At 68.7% G+C, this 23023-nt stretch carries 20 protein-coding genes; 5 read left to right on the top strand and 15 right to left on the bottom strand.

The features are described from left to right. Positions 1-28: 28 nt before the first annotated feature. From ABZ420_RS07330 to ABZ420_RS07320, 3 genes are all read right to left on the bottom strand, one after another. Entirely contained in the window at positions 29-3346 is a 3318-nt protein-coding gene (locus ABZ420_RS07330) for a protein kinase (RefSeq protein WP_357118240.1), read from the bottom strand. Positions 3347-3459: 113 nt separating this feature from the next. Beyond that, positions 3460-4737: an MFS transporter gene (locus tag ABZ420_RS07325; RefSeq protein WP_357118237.1), complete on the bottom strand. Its 1278-nt coding sequence runs from the start codon at positions 4735-4737 to the stop codon at positions 3460-3462. Positions 4738-4899: 162 nt separating this feature from the next. Beyond that, positions 4900-5367: an RDD family protein gene (locus tag ABZ420_RS07320; protein WP_357118234.1), complete on the bottom strand. Its 468-nt coding sequence runs from the start codon at positions 5365-5367 to the stop codon at positions 4900-4902. A gap of 39 nt (positions 5368-5406) precedes the next feature. Between ABZ420_RS07320 and ABZ420_RS07315 the strand changes: the two genes are divergently transcribed. Then, positions 5407-6321: a CocE/NonD family hydrolase C-terminal non-catalytic domain-containing protein gene (locus ABZ420_RS07315; RefSeq protein WP_357118231.1), complete on the top strand. Its 915-nt coding sequence runs from the start codon at positions 5407-5409 to the stop codon at positions 6319-6321. 375 nt (positions 6322-6696) lie between these two features. On the opposite strand, the gene ABZ420_RS07310 is transcribed toward ABZ420_RS07315, so the two are convergent. The 12 genes from ABZ420_RS07310 to ABZ420_RS07255 form a co-directional block, all read right to left on the bottom strand. Then, positions 6697-7119 carry a hypothetical protein gene (locus tag ABZ420_RS07310; RefSeq protein ID WP_357118228.1) on the bottom strand — a complete coding sequence of 141 codons (423 nt, stop codon included), beginning with the start codon at positions 7117-7119 and terminating at the stop codon, positions 6697-6699. A 138-nt stretch (positions 7120-7257) separates the two neighbouring features. Beyond that, complete coding sequence (locus tag ABZ420_RS07305) at positions 7258-8409, bottom strand: acyl-CoA dehydrogenase family protein (RefSeq protein WP_357118225.1); 1152 nt, start codon at positions 8407-8409, stop codon at positions 7258-7260. Positions 8410-8423: 14 nt separating this feature from the next. After that, on the bottom strand, positions 8424-9569 hold the full coding sequence (locus ABZ420_RS07300) for a thiolase family protein (protein WP_357118222.1): 1146 nt from the start codon (positions 9567-9569) through the stop codon (positions 8424-8426). Between the two features lies 1 nt (position 9570). Continuing rightward, positions 9571-10398, bottom strand: coding sequence for an enoyl-CoA hydratase-related protein (locus tag ABZ420_RS07295; RefSeq protein WP_357118219.1), 828 nt, complete (start codon positions 10396-10398; stop codon positions 9571-9573). Then, the gene (locus tag ABZ420_RS07290; protein ID WP_357118217.1) at positions 10395-11636 is read right to left on the bottom strand and encodes a CaiB/BaiF CoA-transferase family protein; all 1242 of its coding nucleotides are present in this window, start codon (positions 11634-11636) and stop codon (positions 10395-10397) included. Before ABZ420_RS07290 ends, ABZ420_RS07295 begins: the two co-directional genes overlap by 4 nt. After that, positions 11636-12400, bottom strand: coding sequence for an SDR family NAD(P)-dependent oxidoreductase (locus ABZ420_RS07285; protein WP_357118215.1), 765 nt, complete (start codon positions 12398-12400; stop codon positions 11636-11638). Before ABZ420_RS07285 ends, ABZ420_RS07290 begins: the two co-directional genes overlap by 1 nt. Beyond that, entirely contained in the window at positions 12400-13566 is a 1167-nt protein-coding gene (locus tag ABZ420_RS07280; protein WP_357118752.1) for an acyl-CoA dehydrogenase family protein, read from the bottom strand. Before ABZ420_RS07280 ends, ABZ420_RS07285 begins: the two co-directional genes overlap by 1 nt. 340 nt (positions 13567-13906) lie before the next feature. Then, positions 13907-14278: a hypothetical protein gene (locus ABZ420_RS07275; RefSeq protein WP_357118212.1), complete on the bottom strand. Its 372-nt coding sequence runs from the start codon at positions 14276-14278 to the stop codon at positions 13907-13909. After that, on the bottom strand, positions 14275-14994 hold the full coding sequence (locus tag ABZ420_RS07270) for an ABC transporter ATP-binding protein (protein ID WP_357118749.1): 720 nt from the start codon (positions 14992-14994) through the stop codon (positions 14275-14277). The genes ABZ420_RS07275 and ABZ420_RS07270 overlap by 4 nt, the downstream gene beginning before the upstream one ends. 35 nt (positions 14995-15029) lie before the next feature. Further along, positions 15030-15743 (bottom strand): ABC transporter ATP-binding protein, encoded by a 714-nt coding sequence (locus tag ABZ420_RS07265; RefSeq protein ID WP_357118209.1) that lies wholly within the window; start codon positions 15741-15743, stop codon positions 15030-15032. Then, entirely contained in the window at positions 15721-17844 is a 2124-nt protein-coding gene (locus tag ABZ420_RS07260; protein WP_357118206.1) for an ABC transporter permease, read from the bottom strand. Before ABZ420_RS07260 ends, ABZ420_RS07265 begins: the two co-directional genes overlap by 23 nt. A gap of 16 nt (positions 17845-17860) precedes the next feature. After that, complete coding sequence (locus ABZ420_RS07255; protein ID WP_357118746.1) at positions 17861-19219, bottom strand: ABC transporter substrate-binding protein; 1359 nt, start codon at positions 19217-19219, stop codon at positions 17861-17863. 490 nt (positions 19220-19709) lie between these two features. Here ABZ420_RS07255 and ABZ420_RS07250 point away from each other — a divergent pair, with 490 nt between their 5' ends. From ABZ420_RS07250 to ABZ420_RS07235, 4 genes are read left to right on the top strand one after another with little or no spacing between them, the layout of a single operon-like run. Further along, positions 19710-20978 carry an aromatic ring-hydroxylating dioxygenase subunit alpha gene (locus ABZ420_RS07250; protein WP_062972012.1) on the top strand — a complete coding sequence of 423 codons (1269 nt, stop codon included), beginning with the start codon at positions 19710-19712 and terminating at the stop codon, positions 20976-20978. Beyond that, on the top strand, positions 20962-21327 hold the full coding sequence (locus tag ABZ420_RS07245; protein WP_357118203.1) for a hypothetical protein: 366 nt from the start codon (positions 20962-20964) through the stop codon (positions 21325-21327). The genes ABZ420_RS07250 and ABZ420_RS07245 overlap by 17 nt, the downstream gene beginning before the upstream one ends. A gap of 3 nt (positions 21328-21330) precedes the next feature. Further along, positions 21331-22548, top strand: a complete 1218-nt coding sequence (locus tag ABZ420_RS07240) for an amidohydrolase family protein (RefSeq protein ID WP_357118200.1) — start codon at positions 21331-21333, stop codon at positions 22546-22548. Continuing rightward, complete coding sequence (locus ABZ420_RS07235) at positions 22535-22951, top strand: nuclear transport factor 2 family protein (RefSeq protein WP_357118197.1); 417 nt, start codon at positions 22535-22537, stop codon at positions 22949-22951. Before ABZ420_RS07240 ends, ABZ420_RS07235 begins: the two co-directional genes overlap by 14 nt. The last annotated feature ends 72 nt before the right edge of the window (positions 22952-23023 follow it).

Here is a 23023-nt window from a genome sequence, read left to right as displayed (position 1 = left end):
TCGGGGAACTACGCCGGTCGAATCGAGGTCACGAACTCGCTTGCCGGGCTTGCTCCACGAACCAGGCCGCGATCTGAGTGCGTGAGGTGAAGCCGAGTTTGGTCAGGATGTGTTCGACGTGGCCCTGGACGGTACGTTGCGAAACCACCAACTTGTTGGCGATCTGCTTGTTGCTGAGCCCTTGGGCGACGAGGTCGGCGACCTGCCGCTCCCGCTTGGTCAGCCGCGCGGCCGGGCCCGACGCGAGCGCCGCGTCGGTGGGCTGCTCCCCGAGCGCGTACGCGAGGGCAGCGTCCACTCCCATCGCCTGGCCCTGCCGAAAGGCGGCGTCGAATCTGCGAGCACCCAGCGCGCCTCGCGTCGTTCGCTCGCATTCCTCGTGAAAGCGCGACATGCTCAGCAAGACGGCGCGCACGCTGCCGCCGGTCAGCCAGTTTCCCTGGGCGGCTCCCAGCAGCACAGCGGCGCGTTCGACGTCGCCCCGGTCGGCGACCGTCCAGGCCAGCGCCTCGATGCCGAACGCGGTGAGCACCGGACTGCTGGACCGCCGATTGATTCGCAACGCCTCCTCGAGCAACCGTTGGGCACGGTCTCGGTCGCCCTGCTGGCGTGCGGCGACGCCCAAGCCGCGCAACGCGGTCGAACGGTAGAGCAGTTCACCTTGGGCTTCGGTGATGGAAAGCACTCGGCGGTAATGCTCGGATGCCCGGGTCATGTCGCCGCGCAATTCGTATGACCATGCGAGGATGGCCAGCGCACTGACGTAGAGTTCGCCCGTTCGGTCAGCGCTGAGCAGTTCCACCGCCCGTTCGAGGGAGGAGGACGCGTCGGCCGCTTCGCCCCTGGCGAGTGCGACGATGCCGGTGGCGTACGCGAGCTGTCCCTCGATGGCGGGGGTCGGGTCCTGGGCGGCGAGTGCTCGTCCCTCCGCCAGGAAAGCGGCGGTAGCCTGGAAATCCCCCTGTGGCGCGGCAACCTCGCAGGCCGCGCGGAGGGCACTGATGCGGTCGGGTATCGATTGCGCGCCGGGGTGGGCCAGGACACGGTCGATCCAGAATCGGCCTTCCCCGTACAGGCCGCGAAAGCTCCAGAACTCATGCAGCGCCGAGGCGATGCGCAAACCCGCTTCAGCCGCTGCCCGGCTGCTGTCGGTCAGGCAGGATTCGAGCGCTTCGCGCAGGTTGGGTTGTTCACGTTCGAGCCGGGCGATCCAATCGGGCTGCCGGGGACTGATCCATTCGGCTTCGGCGTTCAGCGCCATGCGTTGGTACCAGTCGCGGTGCCTACGGCGCAGCGCGGTGTCCTCGCCGGACTCCCGCAGTTTCTCCCGGCCGTAGTCTCGCAAAGTCTCGAGCATCCGGATGCGCACGACGGAATGCGATTGCTCCCGGATCAGGATCGATTTGTCCACCAGGGCCGACAGCACATCCAGCGGACTTTGCGCAGCGTCGTCGAGTGCCATCATGTCGGTACCGCAGATTTCTTCGGCGGCGTCGAGTTCGAAACTGCCGGCGAACACCGACAGCCGTGCCCACAGCTGCTGTTCGGCGCGGGTGCACAACTCGTAGCTCCAGGCGATACACCACCGCAGCGTTTGCTGCCGCGCGGGGGCGGTGCGGCTGCCGCGGGTGAGCAGCGCGTATCGGTCGGTGAGCCGGGCCAGGATCTGCTCCGGCGACATGGTGCGCATCCGGGCCGCGGCCAGCTCGATCGCCAGCGGCAACCCGTCCACCTTGGCGCAGATTCCGGCGACGGCGGCCTTGTTGTCCTCGTCGAGTTCGAAGTCCGGCACCGCGGCCGCGGCGCGGTCGGCGAACAACGTCACCGCGTCGAAGCGCGGCAACCCTGCCAGGGTGGGCTCCCGTCCCGGGTCCGGCACCAGCAACGGCGCCACCCGCAGCACCGTCTCTCCGGCGATATTCAGCGGTTCCCGGCTGGTGGCCAGGATCCGCAGATCCGGACAAGTCCGCAGCAACGTCTCCGTCAGCCCGGCTACGGCCTCCACCACATGCTCGCAGTTGTCCACCACGAGCAGCGTTTCGCGCGAGGCCAGGAAGTCGGTCAGAACCTCGAGCAGCGGCATAGCCGACTGGTTGCGTACGCCGATGGCGGCTGCGACTACGTCGACCAGCAGGGCCGGATCCGACACCTCGGCCAGCTCGACCAGCCACACACCGTCGGCGAAATCGCGGCGCACCTGCGTCGCCGCGCGCAGCGCCAGCCGTGTCTTGCCGACGCCTCCGATGCCGGTCAACGTCACCAGCCGCGAGGCCGACAACAATTTCTTCAGTTGCGACACTTCGGCGCGCCTGCCGACGAAACTGGTCAGCTCGAGCGGCAGCTCGCCGCTATGGTCCCGCGCCGCCGCCATCGGCGTACGCCACCCCGGCGACGGTGGCTTCTCGCCCCGACGCCCGAGCAGCCCGTCGGGATGCTCGGGATCCGATTCGCCCAGCAACGCCATCTCACCTACCGAGAACCCGCGGCCCTGCTGCACCTGCCGGATGGCCTCACCGAGCGCCGCGGCCGTGGGCCGCTCGTGGCGGTCTCGGCTCATCGCGGCTTCCACGAGCGCCGACACGTCCTCGGGGATACCTTTCTCCCGGAGGTCCGGCACCGGCTGGGTGGACATCCGGACGAACTGTGCCACCACGTTCTCGCCGCTGTGCCGCTCGAACGCGGCATGGCCGGTCAGCGCGCAGAACAGCGTGGCGCCGAGCCCGTAGACGTCCGCGGCCGGGGTCGGATCGACGCCTTCCAGCACTTCCGGTGCGGTGAACGCGGGCGACCCGGTCACAATGCCCGCAGCGGTCTGGAATCCGCCGTCGATATGCGCGATACCGAAATCGGTCAACGCGGGCTCCCCGTACTCGGTGAGCAGGATGTTTCCCGGCTTCACGTCCCGATGCACGATACCGAGGCGGTGCGCGCTGGCCAGTGCACCGGCGATCTTCACCCCGATCGACAACACCCTTTCCAGAGGAAGCGGACCATGCTGTCGTATCCACGCGTCCAGCGAATTCAGCGGGTGATACGGCATCACCAGAAAGGGTTGCCCGCTACCGATCGCACCGGTCTCCAGCACGGTGACGATGTTCGGATGCGCCGTCAACCTGCCCATCGCGCGCTGTTCCCGCGCGAACCGGGCCTGGTTGTCGGCGTCCAGTTCCGCGGACAGCACCTTCACCGCCACCGTCCGGTCCAGCGCGACCTGCCGGCAGCGATACACCACACCGAAACCCCCGCGACCGATCTCCACCGCATTCTCGAAACCAGCCGCGGCCAGCTCCGCCGTGAGAGGCGTTGTCACCTCACGGCGTGTCCGCAGCGGATCGTCATCGGTCATCGCTCGGGCGTGACCCCACCAGCATGTCTCCGACAGCAGGCAACATGCGCGCACCTTTCACCCTGCTCAGCGTATCGCCGAAACATCGACGACGGCCCACACCGTCCGAACGGTTACCTACCGTCCATCGCCGACACATCCCGCACGCCGCGCTCGAGGGCACGATCTCCTGCGCGCCGTCCCGCAACCGCCCGGAAATGGGGTCCGGTGCGCGAAGTGGTCAGGGTGACCACCATGGCGGTAGCGATGGCCGCGGCGGCGAATGTGGCGGTGGCGGGCCAGCCGAACCAGCCGACGGCGGCGACGCCGAACGCGGCGCCGCAGCTGCCGCCGATGAAGTAGACGATCATGTAGGCGCTGTTGAAGCGAGCCGGGGCGGCCGGGTCGATGGCGAGGACCGTGCTCTGGTTCGCTACCTGGGCCGCGAACAGTCCGGCGTCGAAGAGGCCGAGGCAGACGAGGGTTACGACCGTATTCGACAGGAAGGCGCCCAGGGCCGCCGAGGCGGCGATGGCGAGCGCGAGCCCGATCGCGATCACTCGCCGCGCGCCGATGCGGTCGGTCCACGCCCCGGAGATGCGAGTGGCGGCGACACCGAGGAGTCCGGCGAACGCGTACATGCCGATCCGTTCGGGCGAGTACGAGAACGGCGGCTGGGACAGCGCGACCGGGAGTCCGGCCCAGATCGTGCAGAAGGCGAAGAACCAAAGGGCGCCGCGACCGGCCGCCAGGCGCAGAGCCGGATATCGGCCGTGTAGTCCGGGAAGTCCGCGCACCGTTGCCAGATAACCGACCGTGGCGTTCCCCGCTACGGCGGGAAGCGCGATCCGGGCCGTGACGGCGATAGCCGCGCACGCCACCGCGAACGCGAGAAGCGTTCCGCGCCAACCGATCGCATCCGTCAGCCAACCTCCGACGATCCGCCCCGCGAGGATCCCCGCCGAAATGCCCGCCGTGACGACGCCCAGGACAGTGGCCCGCCGTCGCGGTTGCGCGAGACGTCCGGCCACCGAACTCAATTGCGCACCGACCGATGATCCCGCCCCGATCAGGCCGACAACCGAGCCGAGCAGCCAGGCCGAGCCGACCACCGCGCTCGCCGCCAGAGCGAGGGCCAGGGTAGCGAACTGGGCCGACAGCACCAACCGCGGCGAGAACCGGTCGACCAGCGGTACCAGGAGCGCCAGCCCCACTAGATAGCCGAGCGACCCGCACGCCAGAGCGGTGCCGACCGCCGCGAGCGAGGCGTGTAGTGAACCGGCGACTTCCGCGATGGCCGGTTGCAGCGGATAGATGGTCGCGGTGCCGAGCGCAGCCGCCAGCGACATGAACCAAACGACGGGTGTCCGCAGCGCGGTGCCCCGCGTGTCTGGAGTCGAATCCGTTTTCATCGCACCGACGCTAGGAGCGCCGAGACCAGGAATCCGGCGGGAAAAGGACGCGATAGTTGCGCTGCGCGGCCGCTTCGAACACAGGTCAGGCGAGTTCGGGGACTACCTGAGCGGGTGCGCCCGAGCAGGGCGGAGCGGCGCTCATCGGTTCGCCGCTGATTCCTACGCCGGGTGGCGCTGGTCGCGGCGGCGCACCGTGCGCAACCCGCAGGCTTGGCCTACGCTCGCGCCCTCGAGCAGGTATTGCAGCCCGATCACCACGAATCCGAACAACCATCGTGCGACCGTCTGCCATATACGCGGACGTCGGCCGTCCTTCCATCGCACTACCCGCATTCCGAACACCAGTTTCCCCAGACTGCCGCGCAACAGGAGTGTGCCGAGTACGTGATTGGCGAATGACACCGCGAGCACGCACGGAACGAACGCGCCGAGGAATTCCGCGACACCGTCGGAGGCGGGAAAGACACGTTGCGACAATGCCAACCCGACGATCAGCGCTATCAGGGCGTCGGTCATCGCGGCCAGGGCGAGGCGGTTCTCCCCCGCCTCGTCCGGAACAGCCGCCTGCGGCGCGGGCGCCTGGCCGCGTGGTCGGCTTCGGTTGGGACCGGGGCGTGTTGCGTTCACGCGACGTATTGTGGCCCAGCTCGACGACTGTCCCCAGCGGTGCGGTGCCCGCCTCCCGCGAGAGGGCGGAGCCGCGGGCTCCTGACCGAACGGCTCGCCGAAGTCGACATTCCCGTCTACCTCGGCGGCGAATGGTTCAATGTCCCGCTGCATCTGCCCGGCCTCTTCAACGCCTGGGAAGCACTCGCGCGCAACCCGAACGTGCGCATGGCCGTGCTCGGGGAACACAGCCTGCCCTGGCCGTGGGAGAGCATGCACATCGAAGCCCTCGCCTGGTTCGACCACTGGCTCAAAGGACGAGACACCGGCATCCTCGAAGGCCCCGCCATCCGCTACTGGCTACCCGGAGCCGAACAATGGCGCACCGCCGACTCCTGGCCCCCGCCCGCCACCCATACCGCCCTGGCCCTCAACGCCGACGGCTCCCTCACCGCCGACGAGCGATCGGGCGAGCGCAATTACGCCACCGACGGCGCCAACACCATGCCCGCACAGCTGAGTTGGACCAGCGACCCGCTTCCCGAAGACCTCGACATGGTCGGCCACCCCGAACTACGACTCACCGCCACCAGCACCACGACCGACACGGCATGGATCCTGCTCCTGCAAGACGTCGGACCGGACGGCACGTCCATCGACGTGACCCAGGGCTGGTTGCGCGCCGCCATGCGCCAAATCGACGAGGACGCGAGTGAGACGGGCCGGCCCGTCCTCCCGATGCGTGAGCGGGTTCCCGTCCCTCCGGGCGAACCGGTCGAGTACCGAATCCCGCTGGTGGCCAACGCCCGCCGATTCCGCCACGGGCACCGCATCCGGCTGATCCTGACCAGCGACGACACCCGTAAAGACTTCCGCCCCATGCTGCTGTTCAGTCACGCCCCGGTCGGCATGGCGGGCGTCAACACTGTGCACTCCGGCTCACGCCTGCTCCTTCCGATCCTGGACTGCGAATGAACGCCGGACGCCGATCCATCGAAAGCACGGAGCGGGATCCTTACGCCGCCTCGGAAGGCCCAGGGTGACATGCACATTTCGCAATGCCATATGACAGTCCAATTCCCGGGTTGGCCGCCGATGCACTACCGAGCCGACGCCGAAGCGGCACACACGTTCGCGAAAGCAGCATGCGAAAGGGGACTGGCAACAATTCGAATAGACCAGGATATGCGGGAAGCATTGCAGCCCATGCCTTGTCAGCGACTCTGGCGATGACCGTCCGTCTCCGAGATCCACACCACCCGCCGCACGGCAGGGCACACCACTGCTGACAACGGCCGATGTCCGCGAGCACGTTCGCGCCTGTCGCGGCGGACGGCGCCTGCCGGTGGTCTATCCCGGGATGACGTACTGCACCTGGACCGAATCGGGAGAGTGGAAGAATTCCTTGGTGGTGACGGACAATTCGATGTGTCCCGGACCTGACGGGATGGTGGCCGAGTTGTACCACGAGCCGACCAATTCGATGGTGGTGTTGCCTCGGGCGCCGGTATCGATGTTGTGCCAGGAGACGTAGGCGGTGGTCGCGCAAGTACCGATGCCTTCGAAGGCGCTGGTGAGATGGAGTCCCGAGGAGGAGTCCTGATCCACGTTCCCGCGGATCGTCCCGTAGCACAGGCCCGCTTCGGTCGCCGTGGTGTAGAGGACCGGGAGATCGACGGCCGCCGCCGAGGCGGTGCCCGCGAAGACGAATGCTGGGGCGCAGGCCACTACGGCGGCTGCGGCGGTTGTGACGAACCTGGTGACCGAGCGCATGAGTTCCCCTCTGCTGTTCAATGATCGGCATGCCCAGTGGTACTGCGGCTCACCCCTGCACCGGAACCTCCAGAACGCCAGCCCGGCTGCACGTCTTATCCGTCGCCGCACCGGAGCCGTTACGTCGCACAGCGATGTTCAGGACAAGCCCAGGTCCCGGGCCACGATCATCTTCATGACCTCGCTGGTGCCCGCGTAGATTCGCGCCACCCTCGCGTCGGTGTACAACCGGGCGATCGGATATTCCATCATGTACCCGTACCCGCCGAACAATTGTAGGCAGCGGTCCACGACGCGGGCCTGTACCTCCGTGCAGAAGAGCTTGACGCGGGCGGCGTCCGCTCCGGACAAGGCGCCCTCGACCAGGTCGAGCACCGCACGGTCGATCATCGTCTGCGCCGCTTCCACTTCCGCGGACATCGCGGCGAGTTCGAACTTCGTGTTCTGGAACGAGGCGACCGGGGTGCCGAAGGCCTTGCGCTGCTTGGTGTAGTCGACGGTCGCGGTGATCGCGGCACGCGCCTGCGCGACCGAGCCGACCGCGACGGTCAGCCGTTCCTGTGGCAGATTGTGCCCGAGATAGCCGAATGCCGCGCCCTCGGCGCCGAGCCGGTTGGCGACCGGTATCCGGACGTCGTGGAACGACAGCTCCATGGTGTCCTGCACCTTGCAGCCCATCTTCTCCAGCATGCGGCCGCGGGTGAACCCGGGCATTCCGTCCTCCACCACCAGCAGGGTGAGCCCGGCGCGGCGGTTGTCCGGGTCGGTGGACGTGCGGGCCACCACGATCACCAGGTCCGCGAGCAGACCGCCGGTGATGAAGGTCTTGGCGCCGTTGAGCACATAGTCGTCGCCGTCGCGCACCGCGCTGGTTCGCATCCCCGCCAGATCCGAGCCCGTGCCCGGCTCGGTCATGGCGATCGCGGTGAGCAGCCGCCCCGACGCCAACCCGGGAAACCATCGCCGCTGTTGCGCGGCGTCGGCGTACTCCAGGAAGTACGGCAGGATGACGTCGAGCTGGGTGCGCACGGTGCCGAGGGTGACCAGGCCCCGGGCCGCCTCTTCTTGCAGGATCACGTTGTAGCGGTAGTCGCGGATGCCCGCTCCCCCGTGTTCCTCGGGTACCGCGAAGCCGAGCAGCCCGAGTTCGCCCATCTCGGTGAAGATCTCGCGCGGCATCCTGCCGTCCTTCTCCCACGCGGAGTAGTCCGGCACGATCCGCTTCTCCACGAAATCCCGGACCAGCTGCCGGAACGCCTCGTGGTCGGCGGTGAACAGCTCTCGTCGCACGGCGGGCCTCCCGTTCAGGACATCAGTTCGACGACGGTGGCGTTGGCGGTGCCGCCGCCCTCGCACATGGTCTGCAACCCGTAGCGAATGCCGTTGTCGCGCATGTGGTGCAGCATCCGGGTCAGCAGGACGGCGCCGGATCCGCCGAGCGGGTGCCCGAGCGCGATCGCTCCGCCCAGTGGATTCACCAGCGATTCGTCGGCTCCGGTCTCGGTGAGCCAAGCGAGCGGGACGGGCGCGAACGCCTCGTTCACCTCGAAGACGCCGATATCGGCCAGCGCGAGACCCGCTTTGCGCAACACCTTCTCCGTGGCGGGGATCGGGCCGGTGAGCATCAGCACCGGATCGGAACCGGCCACGGCGCCCGCGCGGTAGCGGGCCAGTGGCGTCAGGCCCAGCTCGCGCGCCTTGCGCGGGGTGGTCACCAGCAGGGCGGCCGCACCATCGGAGATCTGCGAGGCGTTGCCCGCGTGGATCACGCCGTCGTCCTGGAACGCGGGTTTCAGCCCGGCGAGCTTCGCCGCGGTGGTGCCGCGCCGGATCCCCTCGTCGGCGTCCACCACGCCCGCTTCGGTGCTCACGGGCACGATCTGGTCGGTGAAGGCGCCCGCGTCCTGGGCAGCGGCGGCACGCTCGTGCGAACGCGCGGAGTACTCGTCGAGCCGGGTGCGGCCGAATCCCCACTTCTTCGCGATCAATTCGGCCGAGATGCCTTGATTGAACGCGAAGCCGTCGTAGCGCGCCAACGCTTTCGGCCCATAGGGAGCACCGGAAGCCTTCGCCGCGTTCAGCGGCACCCGGCTCATCACTTCGACTCCTCCGGCGACGACGATGTCCTGCTGTCCGGAGAGCACGGCTTGCGCCGCGAAATCGAGCGCTTGCTGGCTGGAACCGCAGGCCCGGCTCACCGTGGTGCCCGGAACGCTGTCCGGCCAGCCCGCCGCCAGCACGGCGTAGCGGCCGATGTTGCTGGACTGGTCGCCGACCTGGGAGACGCAGCCCCAGATGACGTCGTCGATCAGCGCCGGATCGAGGGCGCAGCGCTCGGCCAGCGCGGTGAGCACCAGCGCCGACAGGTCGGCCGGGTGCACCCCGGACAGTCCTCCGTTGCGTTTGCCGACGGCGGTGCGGACCGCCCCGGCGATGACTACCTCACGCATCTCATCTCCCGTTCTCGGAATTCCCGGCGGCGCTGATCGGCGGCCGCCGGACGGTCCAGTGGCCGGTGAACCGTGGTTCGCGCCGTTCGGCGAAGGCCGCGAACGCCTCAGGGGCGTCGGCGGTGGCGAAGTTCAGTCCCTGCGCCCTGGCCTCGGCCGCGAGCGCTTCCCGCAGTGTCGAGCCCGCGCCTTCGTGCAGCAGCGCCTTGGTCTGGGCCAGCGCCACCGGCGGTCCGGCCGCCAGGCGCGCGGCGAGCTCGGTGACGAACCCGTCGATCTCCTCCTGTGCCACCACCCAGGTGACCAGGCCCAGATCGCGAGCCTGTTCGGCGTCGATCGTCTCGGCCAGCAGCGCCAGCCGCTTGGCCTGTTGCAGGCCGATCAGCCGGGGCAGCAGCCAGGAGCCACCCAGATCCAGCGACAGTCCGCGGCGGGTGAAGATCTGCGCGAACGTCGATTGCGGGGTTGCCACCACGAGATCGCAGCCGAGGGCCAGATTCCAGCCCGCGCCGACCGCGACGCCGGTGACTTTCGCGACGGTGGGCAGGGGCAGTTCGTGCAGCAGGACCGCGACGTCGGTGAGGGCGCGCATCCGGTAGACCGGGTGCGCGTTGTCGGGCGTCGAGATGTCCGCGCCGGAGCAGAACGCGCCGCCCGCGCCGGTGAGCACCAGGGCCCGCACAGCACGGTCGGCCGCGGCGGCGCGCAGCGCCTCGGCCAGCGCCGCCCAGAGTTCGGCGTCGATCGCGTTCTTTCGGTGCGGCCGGTTCAGCGTCAGTGTGCGCACGCCGTCGCGATCCTCCGAGAGCAGCACGGACTCGCCGGTCATCGGCGTGATCCGATCACTCCGGCGTCCCGCAGCGCTTCGATATCCTTTGCGGTGCAACCCAGTTCGGTGAGCACGGTGTCGGTGTGCGCGCCGAGTCCGGGGACCGGGCCCATCGGCGGCTCGAACCCGGCGAGGATCGCGGGCGGCAGCAGCGACGGGATCGGACCCGCGGGGGTCTCGATGCTGCGCCAGCGGTCGCGCTCGGTGAGCTGCGGGTGGTCGAGCACTTCGGTGGGGCGTTGATAGCAGGAGTTGCCGATCCCGGCGTCGTCGGCGATCTTCTGGATCCGGGCCAGGTCGTGGCGCAGGCACCACGCGGCGATCGCGTCGTCGATCTCGCCGCGGTGGCGCACCCGCCCGGGGTTGGTGCGGAATCGTTCGTCCGCGGCGAGATCCGGCCGCTCCAGGATCTCGGTCGCCAGCCGCCGCCACTCCCGGTCGTTGGTGGTGCCCAGCACCACGGTTCGCCCGTCGGCGGTGGGATACGCGCCGTAGGGCGCCACGGCGGGCGAACTCATCCCGAGCGGCTGCTGATCGACACCGGTGTGCCGCGCGTAAGTCAGGTGATAGCCCATCATCTCGGCCATGGTGTCGAAGAGGCTCACCGAGATGGTGTTGCCGTGAGCCGCGCCCCGGCCCCGCCCGCACAAAGCGGCGAGGATCGACAGCGCCGCGTACAGGCCCGTGGTGACGTCGGCGACCGGCGGGCCGGGTTTGGCCGGGGCGTCCGCGGTGCCCGTTACCGCGCAGACGCCGGATTCGGCTTGGACGAGCAGGTCGTAGGCGCGTTTGTGGGACAGCGGCCCGCCCGCGCCGAACCCGTCGATCTCCACCGCGATCAGGTCCGGATGCCGCGCGGCCAGGTCGGCGGGCGCGAGGCCGAGGCGGGCGGCGGCGCCTGGCGCGAGGTTGGACACCAGCACGTCGGCGCGGCTCAGCAAGCGGTGCAGCAGGTCCACCCCTGCGGGCGATTTCAGGTCGAGGGTGACCGACTCCTTGCCGCGGTTGACCCAGACGAAGTGGGCGGCCTGCCCGAGCACCACGTCGTCGTAGTACCGGGCGAAGTCACCGCCGTCCGGGTGCTCCACCTTGATCACCCGGGCGCCGAAATCGGCCAGACTGCGGGTGCACATCGGCGCGGATACCGCCTGTTCCAAGGCGACCACCGTGACACCGGCGAGTGGTCCGCGCCCGGACCGCTCGTCGTCCGGCGCGAGACGCTGCGCGGGCTCGGTCATCAGATCACCGTGCCGCCGTCCACCGGCAGCACCTGACCGGTGATGAAGGAGGCGGCGTCGGAGGCGAGGAAGACGAACGCGCCCGCGACTTCCTCCGGTTCGGCCCAGCGGCGCAGCAGGATCCGGTTGAGCATCTGCTCGGAGAACCGATCGTCGGTACGGATGGTGTGCGTCATCGGCGTCGCCGCCAGCGGGGCGAGCGCGTTGACCAGGATGTTCTTGCGGGCCAGTTCCTTCGCCAGCGATTTGGTGACGCCGATGATCGCGGCCTTGGCGGCGGAGTAGTTCACCTGGCCGAGCGTGCCGACGATGCCCGCGGCGGAGGTGACGTTGATGATCCGCCCGGTGCCGTCGGTGGGCAGGAACGGCAACGCCGCCTGCGCGCAGTTGATCGTGCCCAGCGCGTGGATGTCGAACAGCCGCCGCACCGATTCCGCGGTGGTGTCGGCGAACATCGCCGGTGCGGTGACCCCGGCGTTGTTCACGACGATGTGCAGCACGCCGTCGGCGAGTCCGGCGGCCTGCTCGGCGGCCGCCGCGGCGGAGTTCCGGTCGGAGACGTCCAGCGCCCGCCCTGCCGCGGTGCCACCGTTCGCGACGATCTTCTCCGCGACGGCGCCGGCCGCCGCGCCGTCGACGTCGGTGACCAGCACGGCCGCGCCCGCGGTGGCCAGGGCCTGCGCCACCGCGGAGCCGATCCCGCCCGCGGCGCCCGTGACCAGCGCCGAACGCCCGGTGAGATCGAACAATGTCTGCTGCGCCATCAGTAGCTCCTCGGCAATCCCAGGGCGTGCGAACCCAGGTAGTTCAAGATCATTTCTTGGCTGACGGGGGCGATGCGCATCACGCGCGCCTCCCGGAAGTAGCGGGAAACGTGGTATTCCTCGGCGTATCCCATGCCGCCGTGTGTCTGCAGCGCTCGGTCGGCGGCGGTGAATCCGGCGTCGGCGCACAGGTACTTGGCCGTGTTCGCCTCGCGCCCACAAGATTTCCCGTTGTCGTAGCGCCAGGTGGCCTTCCGCAGCATCAGCTCGGCCGCGTCCAGCCGGGCCAGCGAATCGGCCAGGGGGAACTGGATGCCCTGGTTCATGCCGATCGGCCGGTCGAAGACCACGCGTTCCTTCGCGTACCGCACCGCCCGGTCCAACGCGACCCGGCCGAGGCCGAGCGCCTCGGCGGCGATCAGCATGCGTTCGGGATTCAATCCGTCGAGCAGATAGCGGAACCCGGCGCCCTCCTCGCCGACCCGATCCTGCACCGGCACGCGCAGGTCGTCGATGAACAGCTCATTGGAGGTGACGGCGTTGCGGCCCATCTTGGCGATCGGCCGGATGTCGACGTGCGCGCGGTCGAGGTCGGTGAGGAACAGCGTCATGCCGTCGGTCTTCTTGGCGACCTCGTCATAGGGGGTGGTGCGGGTCAGCAACAGGATCTTCTCCGATTCCTGCGCTTTCGAGATCCACACCTTGCGCCCGTTCACCACGTAGTGGTCGCCGTCGCGGCGGGCGAACGTCGTGATGCGCGGGGTGTCCAGGCCCGCACCGGGTTCGGTCACGCCGAAGCACACGTGCAGCTCGCCGGTCGCGATCCGCGGCAGGGTCCGTCGCTTCAACTCCTCGGAACCGTGCACTACTACGGGATGCATGCCGAAGATCGACATGTGGATCGAGCTGGCGGCGTTCATCCCGCCGCCGGAGCGCGACACCTCTTCGGCGAGCAGGGTGGCCTCGGTAATGCCGAGGCCGTGGCCGCCGTACTGCTCGGGGATGGTGATGCCCAGCCAGCCGCCGCCCGCGACGGCGTCATAGAACTCGGTGGGGAACTCGTGCGCTTGGTCCTTCGCCATCCAGTACTGGTCGTCGAACTTGCGGCACAACTCGGCCACCGATCTCCGGATCAGCTCCTGGTCCTCGGAGAGCTCGAAATTCATGCCCTCGGCGTTCGTGTCACCGGACACTTCCGCACCTCCACTTCCTCGTATCGCGTTCGCTCGCGGCACACGCCGGTGCGGAAGGTCGATCCAGCCCTCCCGCACCGGCGGCACCCGACGGCGACCGCTCGGTACCGCGCGTTCGGCCCTCCGTCTCCCCAGTCGAGGCGGACGACGCGCGAGCCGATCCCCGTCCCCCGGCGCGGCAGTGCACCGAGGCGATTCCCGTGCCCGGCGAGGTTTCGCCGGGCACGGCGTGCACCGCCTGTCCTCGGCCCCGGTTGGAGCAGGCGTGTCCGTGATGGCCTGCGGGAGTTCGTTCGATCCCGCGGCCGGTGGCTCAGCGCGGCGCCGAGGCCACCCCGTCGTAGCGGATCTCCGCGCCCAGCACCCGATTACCGAGTTCGTCGAGGTCGTAGGACTGGCGCGCCAGCCAGAAGCGCAGGAAATTGGTCAGCGAATAGCGCAGGAACAGCGCCGAACCCACCACGCTCGCCGCCACCCCGCCCAGGGCGAGGGTGATGGCGTCGCGCTGTGCCCGTGCGTCGGTCGTGCCGTGCGACATGAAGTACGCCAGCACCGCCACCGCCACACCGGCCACCATGAGCGTGACGCCGGTGCGCAGCCACAGCCCGGAGCGGCCTGCCGCCGGATCGGGGATCTTCAAGTCCTGCAGTTCGCGGACGAAACGCTCCGCGCGAGATTCGGTCATGTGGAACTTCCTAGGTAGAGGGCTGCCAATTCGTCGCGGATTCCGCTGTCGGGGTGTCCCTGCCGCACCACCCGGCCGCGCACCAGGACGGCCGCGTGATCGGCGATGTCCAGCACGGCGGCGGCGAACTGCTCGACCACCAGCACGGCGACACCTTGGCGGGCGATCTCGGCGACCTCGTCGTAGAGCCTGCCGACCACCAAAGGGGCCAGCCCCATGGACAACTCGTCGAGCAGCAGCACGGCGGGATCGGTCGCCAGCCCACGCGCCAGCGCCAGCATCTGCTGTTCGCCGCCGGACATGGTTCCCGCGATCTGGCCCGCGCGTTTGCCGAGGATCGGGAACCGGCTGAAGGCGATCTCCTCGATCTCCTCCCTCGACCGTCCGGTGAAGGTCATCATCAGCAGGTTGTCGCGCACAGTGAGATTCGGGAACACCCCGCGACCCTCGGGGATCAGGCAGACGCCCGCGCGGGCCAGGTCGCGCGGGTCCGCTCCGGTGACGTCGCGCCCGCCGAGCGTCAGCCGTCCGGAGGCGACCGGGTGGATGCCCGCGATCACCTTCAGCGCGGTGGTCTTGCCCGCGCCGTTGGGCCCGAGCAGTGCCACCACCTGCCCGGCCGCGACGTCCAGGTCCACGCCGTGCAGCACGGTGATGGCGTCGTAGGCGGCGCGCACCTCGCGCAGGCCGAGGAGTTCGGCGGGACCGGAAGACATGGTGGCCGTTGCTGGTTCGGTTGCACTCTGCACGCTCATACGTCTCCCAGATAAGCCGCGAGCACGGTTTGGTCGGCGCGGATCACCGCCGGTGGCCCGGAGGCGATCACCTTGCCGAGATCGAGCACGAACACCTCGTCGCAGACGTTCATCACCAGGCCCATGTCGTGTTCGACGAGCAGTACCGCGGTGCCGTCGTCGGCCAGCGACCGCAGCAGTTCGCCGAATCGCTCGGTCTCGGTGTGGTCCTGGCCCGCGGCAGGCTCGTCGAGCAGGATCAGGCTGGGCCGCGCCGCGATGGCCCGGCCCACTTCCACAAGGCGGCCGGTGCCGGTCGGCAGCTCGTCGGCGCAGGCGCCGGCGAGTTCGTGCAGGCCGAGCCGGTCGATGATCTCGGTGACGATCCGGGCGGCGTGCCTGCGCTGCGGGCCGAGTTCGGCCGCGACCAGCAGGTTGTCGCGCACGCTCAGCCTGCCGAACAACTCGAGCCGCTGGAAGGTGCGAGCCAGCCCGTGCCGGGCGCGGCGGGATGGGCCGAGCCGGGTGACGTCGGCGCCGTCGATCGCCACCCGTCCCCTGGTCGGTTTGCGCAGTCCGCAGATCACGTCGAACAACGTGCTCTTGCCCGCGCCGTTGGGGCCGATCAGTCCGGTCACCGCGCCGCGTTCGGCGCGCAATCCGGCGCCGTCGAGCGCGCGGTTGCCGCCGAAGACGACGGTGACATCGTCAACTTCCAGTAGCGACGGCACGATCGAGCACCTCCTCGTCGTCGGATGTCCACGGGCGCCGCACGCCCCACCACTCCACCGGGACCCGCGCCGGGTCCGGCGCGGGCCGCGCCCGCACTCCGTGCAAGACGCGCGCCGCCACGACAGCGGCCACCACACCGAAGGTGAATCCCCACCCGTCGACGACGTCGATCAGACGCAGCCCCCACAGTCCCAGGACCAGCAGCGCGAGCAGTGGGGCGAGGATCCGGTCGCGCAGCATCGGCAACCATTCGTCGCGCATCGAGGCGATCGCCCCGTCCTTCAGCACGCCGCCACCGAAGGCGATGCCGCCGAGCGCGGGCAGCACCTGCGCCAGATTCTGCAGCCCCGGCCACAGCACCGGGATCACGTTCAGCGGGCCGGCGAAGACCGCGCCGGTGAACAGGCCCGCACCGACCGCACCGAGACCGGCGATGGTGACGATGAGGAAGATCGGCAGTCCGGCCACCAGATTGAACTGTTCGGGCGCGACGGCCCGCACCTGCATGCCGTACAGCGCGCCGCCCAGTCCGGCGATGGCCGCCGCCAGCGCGAAGACCAGAACGCGCGCCGCCAGCAGGCTGCCACCGAGGGTCGCGTAGGCGGCCTCGCTGTCGCGCAAAGCGATCAGGCGACGCCCGAATCGGCTGCGCCGCAACAGTGCCACCGCCAGGCCGGCCACCGCCAGGCACACCGCGGCGAAGACGGTCACCTCGGCGGTGGTGTCCAGTTCCAGGCCGAACAGATCCGGCCCGACCAGCGACACCGAGCCCTGGTCGAACAGCGAGATCCGCACGCCGAGGATCTCGAAGGAGGGCAGCGTGAAGATCCAGCGATCCAGGATGACGGCGAATGCCGCCGTCGCCAGGGCCAGGTACACCCCGGACAGGCGCAGCGCGGGCACCGCGACCACGGCCCCTACCACGCCGGCGATACCCATCGCGGCGGGCAGCGCCCACCACTGGCCTTCCGGTCCCAGATGCGCGTAGGCCACCGCGCCCACACCGGCCAGGCTGAGCTGGCACAGCGAGATCTGGCCCGCGAAACCGAGCAGCGGCACGTACGACAACGCGATCACGCCCCAGGCGAACATCGCGCCGTAGGTGATCAGGTCGGATTCGGTGAGCATGGTCGCCAGCATCAATCCGGCCACGACCACCACCGCGGCGAACGCCAGCGAACCGTTGATCGATGGCGATGGCACCGGGCTGAGCTTGCGGTCGCGACCGCGCAACCTGCCGTGCGGGAACATCAGCAGCGCCACGAACAACAGCAGCGCGGGGGCCGCCAGCCGCAGGCCGGGCAGGTACTCGTTCTGCGGCAGGTACCCGGTGAGGTAGCTCTCCAGCAAGCCGACCACCACCGCGCCCGCGAACGTCATCGGCAGATTGCGCAGCCGCCCGAAGATGGCCGCGGTGTAGGCGCTGACGATCAGCAGCGACAGCTGCGCGGCATCCAGCGCCACGGTCGGCGCGATGAGGATGCCGCCGATCGCGGCCAGCTCGATGCCCAGCATCCAGGCGATCCGGTTGGCCCGCCGGGGATCGGCGCCGGTCAGGCCCACCAGCGCGCGATCGTCCACGGTGGCCCGCATCTCCGCGCCGATCCTGGTGCGGTACAGCAGGATGCGCAGCGCGGCGGCGACCGCGACGGCGACGGCCATGGTGAGCGCCTGATGCCAGGTGATGATGACCGGACCGAGGTCGATCGACGGCTTGTCGGCGAAGAACCTCGTCAGCGACCGCGACTCGTTGGGGTTCCAGATCCAGCGCGCCAGCACGATGAGCCCGCTGAGCAAGGCGATCGTCATCACGAGTTTCTCGGCGTCACCGAGCCCCTGCGTCGGCGCCAGCGCCTTGCCGAACAGCAAGCCGAACAGCGGAGCGAAGACCAGCAGCACCGCGACGATCGCTATCGGCGCGGGCCGGCCCCAGCCGACGGTGAGCTGCCAGTAGACGAACGCCGAGATCATCCCCGCGGCGCCGTGCGCGAAGTTGAACACGCCGGTCGTGGTGTAGGTGAGCACCAGACCGCTGCCGATCACGGCGTAGATCGCCGCGGTGCTGAGGCCGACGATCCCGAAGGCGATGAACTGCTCCATCAGCGCGAACGCTCCGTCACTTCAGGTCGCTTCGGCTCTTGCCGACATCGGCGAGGGTCAGCGGCTTGCCGAAATCCCGGGTGTACTTGTACGGGGTGAAGCCGCAGCGGAATACGCCGGTGTTCGGCTTGAAATCCGCGGTCTTCCAGCCGTCGGGCGTGGCCTGCTGGACGTTGAAGCACCGGGTCTGCTCGGCCAGCGGCCGGGACAGATCGACCGGCGCCTGCAAGCCGCCGCCGGTCCAGGCCGTCTCCTTGCTCGCGGTGTCGTACACGCACGCGCGGGTGAGGTTGTCGCCGCAGCTGGTCGCCGCTTTGGCGAACAGCAACCACGACTGGAAGGCCCGCAGCACCTGGAAGGTGATCGCGCTGCTCGGCGCGTACTGCTCGAACAGGTCTTTCAGCTGCTGCACCGCGGGCACCTGCGCGGCCGCGTCCAGCGGTGCGGTCCCGCTCAGATCGGCGTAGTTGTTCTGGGTGGCCAGGGAACTCTTGGTGACGTCGAGGAACGACTGGTTGTAGGAGTTGGCGTTGGCGTCGATCCAGTCCAGTTTGTAGTTCATGCTGGTGAGCACGTCCTGCAATTTGGCGAGGTAGCGGAACTCCCCGAAGAAGATCAGGCCCTTGACGTTGTCGGCCTTGATCGCCTGCGCGTACGGCGTCCAGTCCGACACGCCCGCGAGCGGGTAGAGGTCGTTGTAGACGATCTTCGCGCCGTTCGCGGTCAGTGATTCGGTGAGCTTCTCGCCCATGACCTTGGTGATCGGCGAGTCGCCGTTGATCATCCCGACCGCACCGGCCGAATTCGGGTAGGCCTCTTTGATCAGCCAGTCCTGGAAACCGGTGTACGGGTTGACCGCTTCGGAGGCCGAGGAGCCGCCGCCCAGTTGCAAGTCGGACCCGGTGTTCGCGGTCTGGGTCACCTGGGCGGGGAACTCCGGCAGCAGGCACGACAGCCGGTCCTTCACGCCCAGCCCGTCCAGCGCGGCGCTTCCGCCGACGAGGACGAAGTCCTCCCGGCAGGCCTCCAGCATGCGCTGGCGCACCTCCATGAGCTTGGTGTCGCGCAGGTTGGTCACCAGCTTGCGCCCGTTGATGCCACCGGCGGCGTTGCACCAGGAGGTGAACACCTTCGCCGCGTCGACCAGGTCGGGATTCTTCGTGAAACCTATGTCGGAGAAGACTCCGACCTCGATCTCGCCGGCCGTTACGCCCTGCGCCGACGCGCTTTTCGCGTTTCCCGGCCGACAGATGCTGGTCAGGTCGCCGAAGTTGCCGGAGGCGGCCTGGCCCGGACCCTCATCGGTTCCGCGTCCACCGCCCTCGCGGCCACAGCCGGCCACCAAGAGCGCGACCGCCATCGCGGCAACGACCATTCGCTGCGGTTTCACCGTAGTTCCTCCTCCGTGGGCTGCTCGGCATCCGATCGGTCCGGGCCGTCGCCGGCATCTCGCCCCTTGCTCGTCGATGAGCAGCACGTGCCCCGGGGGGCACACTCACTGTCAGGGAAACTATCTTCTCAGATTCGGATAATCAATATCTGCTGTTTGGAGAGCGATGTCGTCCACCGTAGCGATCGGGGCCCCAGGCGCTGGCAGCCCCCACCGTGGAAGGGCTGACTCGATCAGCGTTGACAGTGGCGCAGTCGCATGGAAATCTGATAGTTGATTTTGAGAATGCTATTCTCATTTCGGAGGAACGGAGGCGCATGCCATCCGGAATGGCTGACGAACAGCCGGTGGCGACCCGTCATGCGGGGCGCGCCCGGTGACAGCCGAGGAACCCCGTCGCCGCTCGGCCGGCACGGCCCACCGGACACGGCATTCGACACCTCCGGCGCATCGCCGGACCACGAAAGGTAATCCCTTGGCACACTTCACCAAACCCGCTGCCGGGAGCTGGACGCAGAACTATCCCGAGCTGGGTACCGAGCCGGTGGACTACACCGACTCCATCGACCCCGCCTTCTACGAGGACGAGCGTCAGGCGATCTTCCGCAAGAACTGGCTCAACGTGGGCCGGATCAACCGGCTGCCCCGGATCGGCAGCTACTTCACCAAGGAACTGGCCTGCGTCGGCACCTCACTGATCATCGTCAAGGACAACGACGGCGCGGTGCGGGCGTTCCACAACATCTGCCGGCATCGCGGGAACAAGCTCGTCTGGGACGACTACCCCGGCGAGGAAACCGCGGGCACTTGCCGCCAGTTCACCTGCAAGTACCACGCGTGGCGCTACAGCCTCAAAGGCGAGCTGACCTTCGTCCAGCAGGAGAAGGAGTTCTTCGACCTGGACAAGGACAAGTTCGGTCTGAAGCCGGTGCGCTGCGAGGTGTGGGAGGGCTTCATCTTCGTCAACCTCGACGACAACGCCAAGCCGCTCACCGAATACCTGGGTCCGCTGGCCAAGGGTCTCGAGGGGTACCCGTTCGACCGGATGACCGAGGTCTTCAGCTACCGGGCCGAGATCGGCAGCAACTGGAAGTTGTTCATCGACGCGTTCGCCGAGTTCTATCACGCACCCGTGCTGCACCAGAAGCAAGCGGTCAAGGACGAGGCCGACAAGCTCTACGGCGTCGGTTACGAGGCGCTGCACTACGAGATAGCGGCTCCGCACTCGATGATCTCGTCCTGGGGCGGGATGGCCCCGCCGAAGGACCCGACGATGGTCAAGCCGATCGAACGCGAATTGCGCAGCGGCCTGTTCGGCCCGTGGGACCGCCCCGACATCGAGGGTCTGGAGCCGCTGCCGCAGGGCATCAACCCGGCCAAGCATCGTGCCTGGGGCGTCGACGAATTCGAGTTCTTCCCGAATTTCTCCCTGCTGTTCTGGGCGCCGGGCTGGTACCTGACCTACCACTACTGGCCGACCGCGGTGGACCGGCACATCTTCGAGGCGAGCCTGTATTTCGTGCCCGCCACGAATGCCAGGGAGCGGCTGGCCCAGGAACTGGCCGCGGTGACCTTCAAGGAATACGCGCTGCAGGACGCGAACACCCTGGAGGCGACCCAGACCATGATCGCCACCCGTGAGGTCACCGAGTTCCCGCTCAACGACCAGGAGATCCTGCTCCGCCACCTGCACAAGACCGCTCAGAAGATCGTCGAGGAGTACCGCGATGGCCGTGCCCACTGACCAGCCCACCGACCGGGTGCACACCGCGCCGCTGCCCGCCGAGTTCGCCGACCTGGCACCGTTCTCGGACTGGATCCTGGCCACCGAGCCGGAACGCTACGCCAAACGGCTGGCGTCCTCCATGGACGAGATGCAGCGGTTGTACGACACCGTCTTCCCGCGCCTGCAGCCCGCCATGGATTACATCGATAAGTACGACTGGAACGACCTGCCCGACGAGGTTCGCAACCTGTTCCACCTGTTGCAGTCGCTGGTGATGGTGTCGTTCCCGATCGAAGTGTGGAAGCAGCCGCGAGTGCCGGATTCCGGTGCCGCGTACCTGGATATCGTCCGCGAGCCGGTGGTCTGACCCGTGGCGGCGCTGACCTTGAAGGCCGCCGGTCTGCTCGACCTCGACACCGGTGCGATCGTCCGGCCCGGCATCCTGCGGATCGAGGACGACCGGATCGCCGGTGTCGGCGGCGCCGTCACCGGCGAGGTCGTCGATCTCGGTGACCTCGTCCTGCTGCCGGGTCTGATGGACATGGAGGTCAACCTCCTCATGGGCGGCCGCGGGGAGACCGGTCTGGCCTCCAGTGTCAAGGACGATCCGGCACTGCGCGTGCTGCGCGCGGTGGGCAATGCCCGCCGGACGCTGCGCGCCGGCTTCACGACCGTCCGCAATCTCGGACTGTTCGTGAAGACCGGCGGCTACCTGCTGGACGTGGCGCTGGGCAAGGCGATCGACGCGGGCTGGATCGAAGGCCCGCGCATCGTGCCCGCCGGGCACGCGATCACGCCCACGGGGGGCCATCTCGACCCGACCATGTTCTCCGCCTTCGCGCCCGACGTACTGAAACTCACCCTCGAGGAGGGCATCGCCAATGGCGTGGACGAGGTGCGCAAGGCGGTGCGATACCAGATCAAGCACGGCGCGCAGCTGATCAAGATCTGTGTCTCCGGCGGGGTGATGTCGCTGACCGGAGCGCCGGGGGCGCAACATTATTCGGACGAGGAGCTGCGCGCGATCGTCGACGAGGCGCACCGGCGCGGTCTCAAGGTGGCCGCGCACACGCACGGCGCGGACGCGGTGAAGCACGCGGTGCACGCGGGCATCGACTGCATCGAGCACGGCTTCCTCATCGATGACGAGGCGATCGATCTGATGGTGGAGCACGGCACCTGGCTGGTGCCGACCACCCGGCTGGCCGACGCCATGGACGTCTCGAAAGCCGACCCCGCGCTTCAGGCGAAGGCGGCCGAGATGTTCCCCAAGGCCCGCACCTCCGTGCTGGCCGCTTACAAGGCCGGCGTGAAGATCGCGGTGGGCACCGACGCGCCCGCGATTCCGCACGGCCGCAATGCCGACGAGCTCGTGGCGCTGGTGGAGCGCGGACTGCCGCCGCTGGACGTGCTGCGTGCCGCCACGGTGGCCTCGGCCGAGCTGGTCGGCGTGCAGGACCGCGGCCGGCTGGCGGAGGGGTTGCTGGCCGACGTGATCGGCGTTCCCGGCGACCCGGTGCACGACATCACCGTCACCCGCGACGTGCGCTTCGTGATGAAAGGCGGAAGAATTCATGTCCAGAAGTGACGACCTGCTCGAGATCCAGCAGGTGCTGGCCCGGTACGCGGTGACCATCACCAAGGGGGACATCGAGGGCCTGCTCGCGGTGTTCACGCCGGACGGCAGCTACAGCGCCTTCGGCGACACCTACACCCTGGACCTGTTCCCGGAACTGGTCGCGGCCGCACCGAAAGGCCTGTTCCTCACCGGCATACCGGCTCTCTACATCGACGGCGACACCGCCACCGGCACCCAGCCGCTGTGCTTCGTCGAGCACAGCACGCACGACATGCGCATCGGGTACTACACCGACACCCTCGTGCGCACCACGGGCGGATGGCGGCTGCGGACGCGCGCGATGACGTTCATCCGCCGCAACGGCGAGCACGACTCGGGGATCCCGCACGCCTTCGACCGTTCCAAGGCATGAGCGCGCTGCGGCCCTTCCCCGGCAGCTCCCCCCATCGCACGGGGTCTCCCGCGCGGGCGAGAAAGGACATCG

This window comes from Nocardia sp. NPDC005745 (assembly GCF_040630775.1).
GTDB lineage: Bacteria > Actinomycetota > Actinomycetes > Mycobacteriales > Mycobacteriaceae > Nocardia.
The sequence above is the reverse complement of the archived record's forward strand: the minus strand, read 5'-3'. Positions and strand labels throughout refer to the sequence as shown.

What these genes read in the sequence shown, in the direction of transcription:
- ABZ420_RS07330 (WP_357118240.1), bottom strand. Translation starts at nt 3,346, where the DNA reads ATGACCGATGACGATCCGCTGCGGACACGCCGTGAGGTGACAACGCCT.
- ABZ420_RS07325 (WP_357118237.1), bottom strand. Translation starts at nt 4,737, where the DNA reads ATGAAAACGGATTCGACTCCAGACACGCGGGGCACCGCGCTGCGGACA.
- ABZ420_RS07310 (WP_357118228.1), bottom strand. Translation starts at nt 7,119, where the DNA reads ATGCGCTCGGTCACCAGGTTCGTCACAACCGCCGCAGCCGCCGTAGTG.
- ABZ420_RS07300 (WP_357118222.1), bottom strand. Translation starts at nt 9,569, where the DNA reads ATGCGTGAGGTAGTCATCGCCGGGGCGGTCCGCACCGCCGTCGGCAAA.
- ABZ420_RS07295 (WP_357118219.1), bottom strand. Translation starts at nt 10,398, where the DNA reads ATGACCGGCGAGTCCGTGCTGCTCTCGGAGGATCGCGACGGCGTGCGC.
- ABZ420_RS07290 (WP_357118217.1), bottom strand. Translation starts at nt 11,636, where the DNA reads ATGACCGAGCCCGCGCAGCGTCTCGCGCCGGACGACGAGCGGTCCGGG.
- ABZ420_RS07285 (WP_357118215.1), bottom strand. Translation starts at nt 12,400, where the DNA reads ATGGCGCAGCAGACATTGTTCGATCTCACCGGGCGTTCGGCGCTGGTC.
- ABZ420_RS07280 (WP_357118752.1), bottom strand. Translation starts at nt 13,566, where the DNA reads ATGAATTTCGAGCTCTCCGAGGACCAGGAGCTGATCCGGAGATCGGTG.
- ABZ420_RS07275 (WP_357118212.1), bottom strand. Translation starts at nt 14,278, where the DNA reads ATGACCGAATCTCGCGCGGAGCGTTTCGTCCGCGAACTGCAGGACTTG.
- ABZ420_RS07270 (WP_357118749.1), bottom strand. Translation starts at nt 14,994, where the DNA reads ATGTCTTCCGGTCCCGCCGAACTCCTCGGCCTGCGCGAGGTGCGCGCC.
- ABZ420_RS07260 (WP_357118206.1), bottom strand. Translation starts at nt 17,844, where the DNA reads ATGGAGCAGTTCATCGCCTTCGGGATCGTCGGCCTCAGCACCGCGGCG.
- ABZ420_RS07255 (WP_357118746.1), bottom strand. Translation starts at nt 19,219, where the DNA reads ATGGTCGTTGCCGCGATGGCGGTCGCGCTCTTGGTGGCCGGCTGTGGC.
- ABZ420_RS07245 (WP_357118203.1), top strand. Translation starts at nt 20,962, where the DNA reads ATGGCCGTGCCCACTGACCAGCCCACCGACCGGGTGCACACCGCGCCG.
- ABZ420_RS07235 (WP_357118197.1), top strand. Translation starts at nt 22,535, where the DNA reads ATGTCCAGAAGTGACGACCTGCTCGAGATCCAGCAGGTGCTGGCCCGG.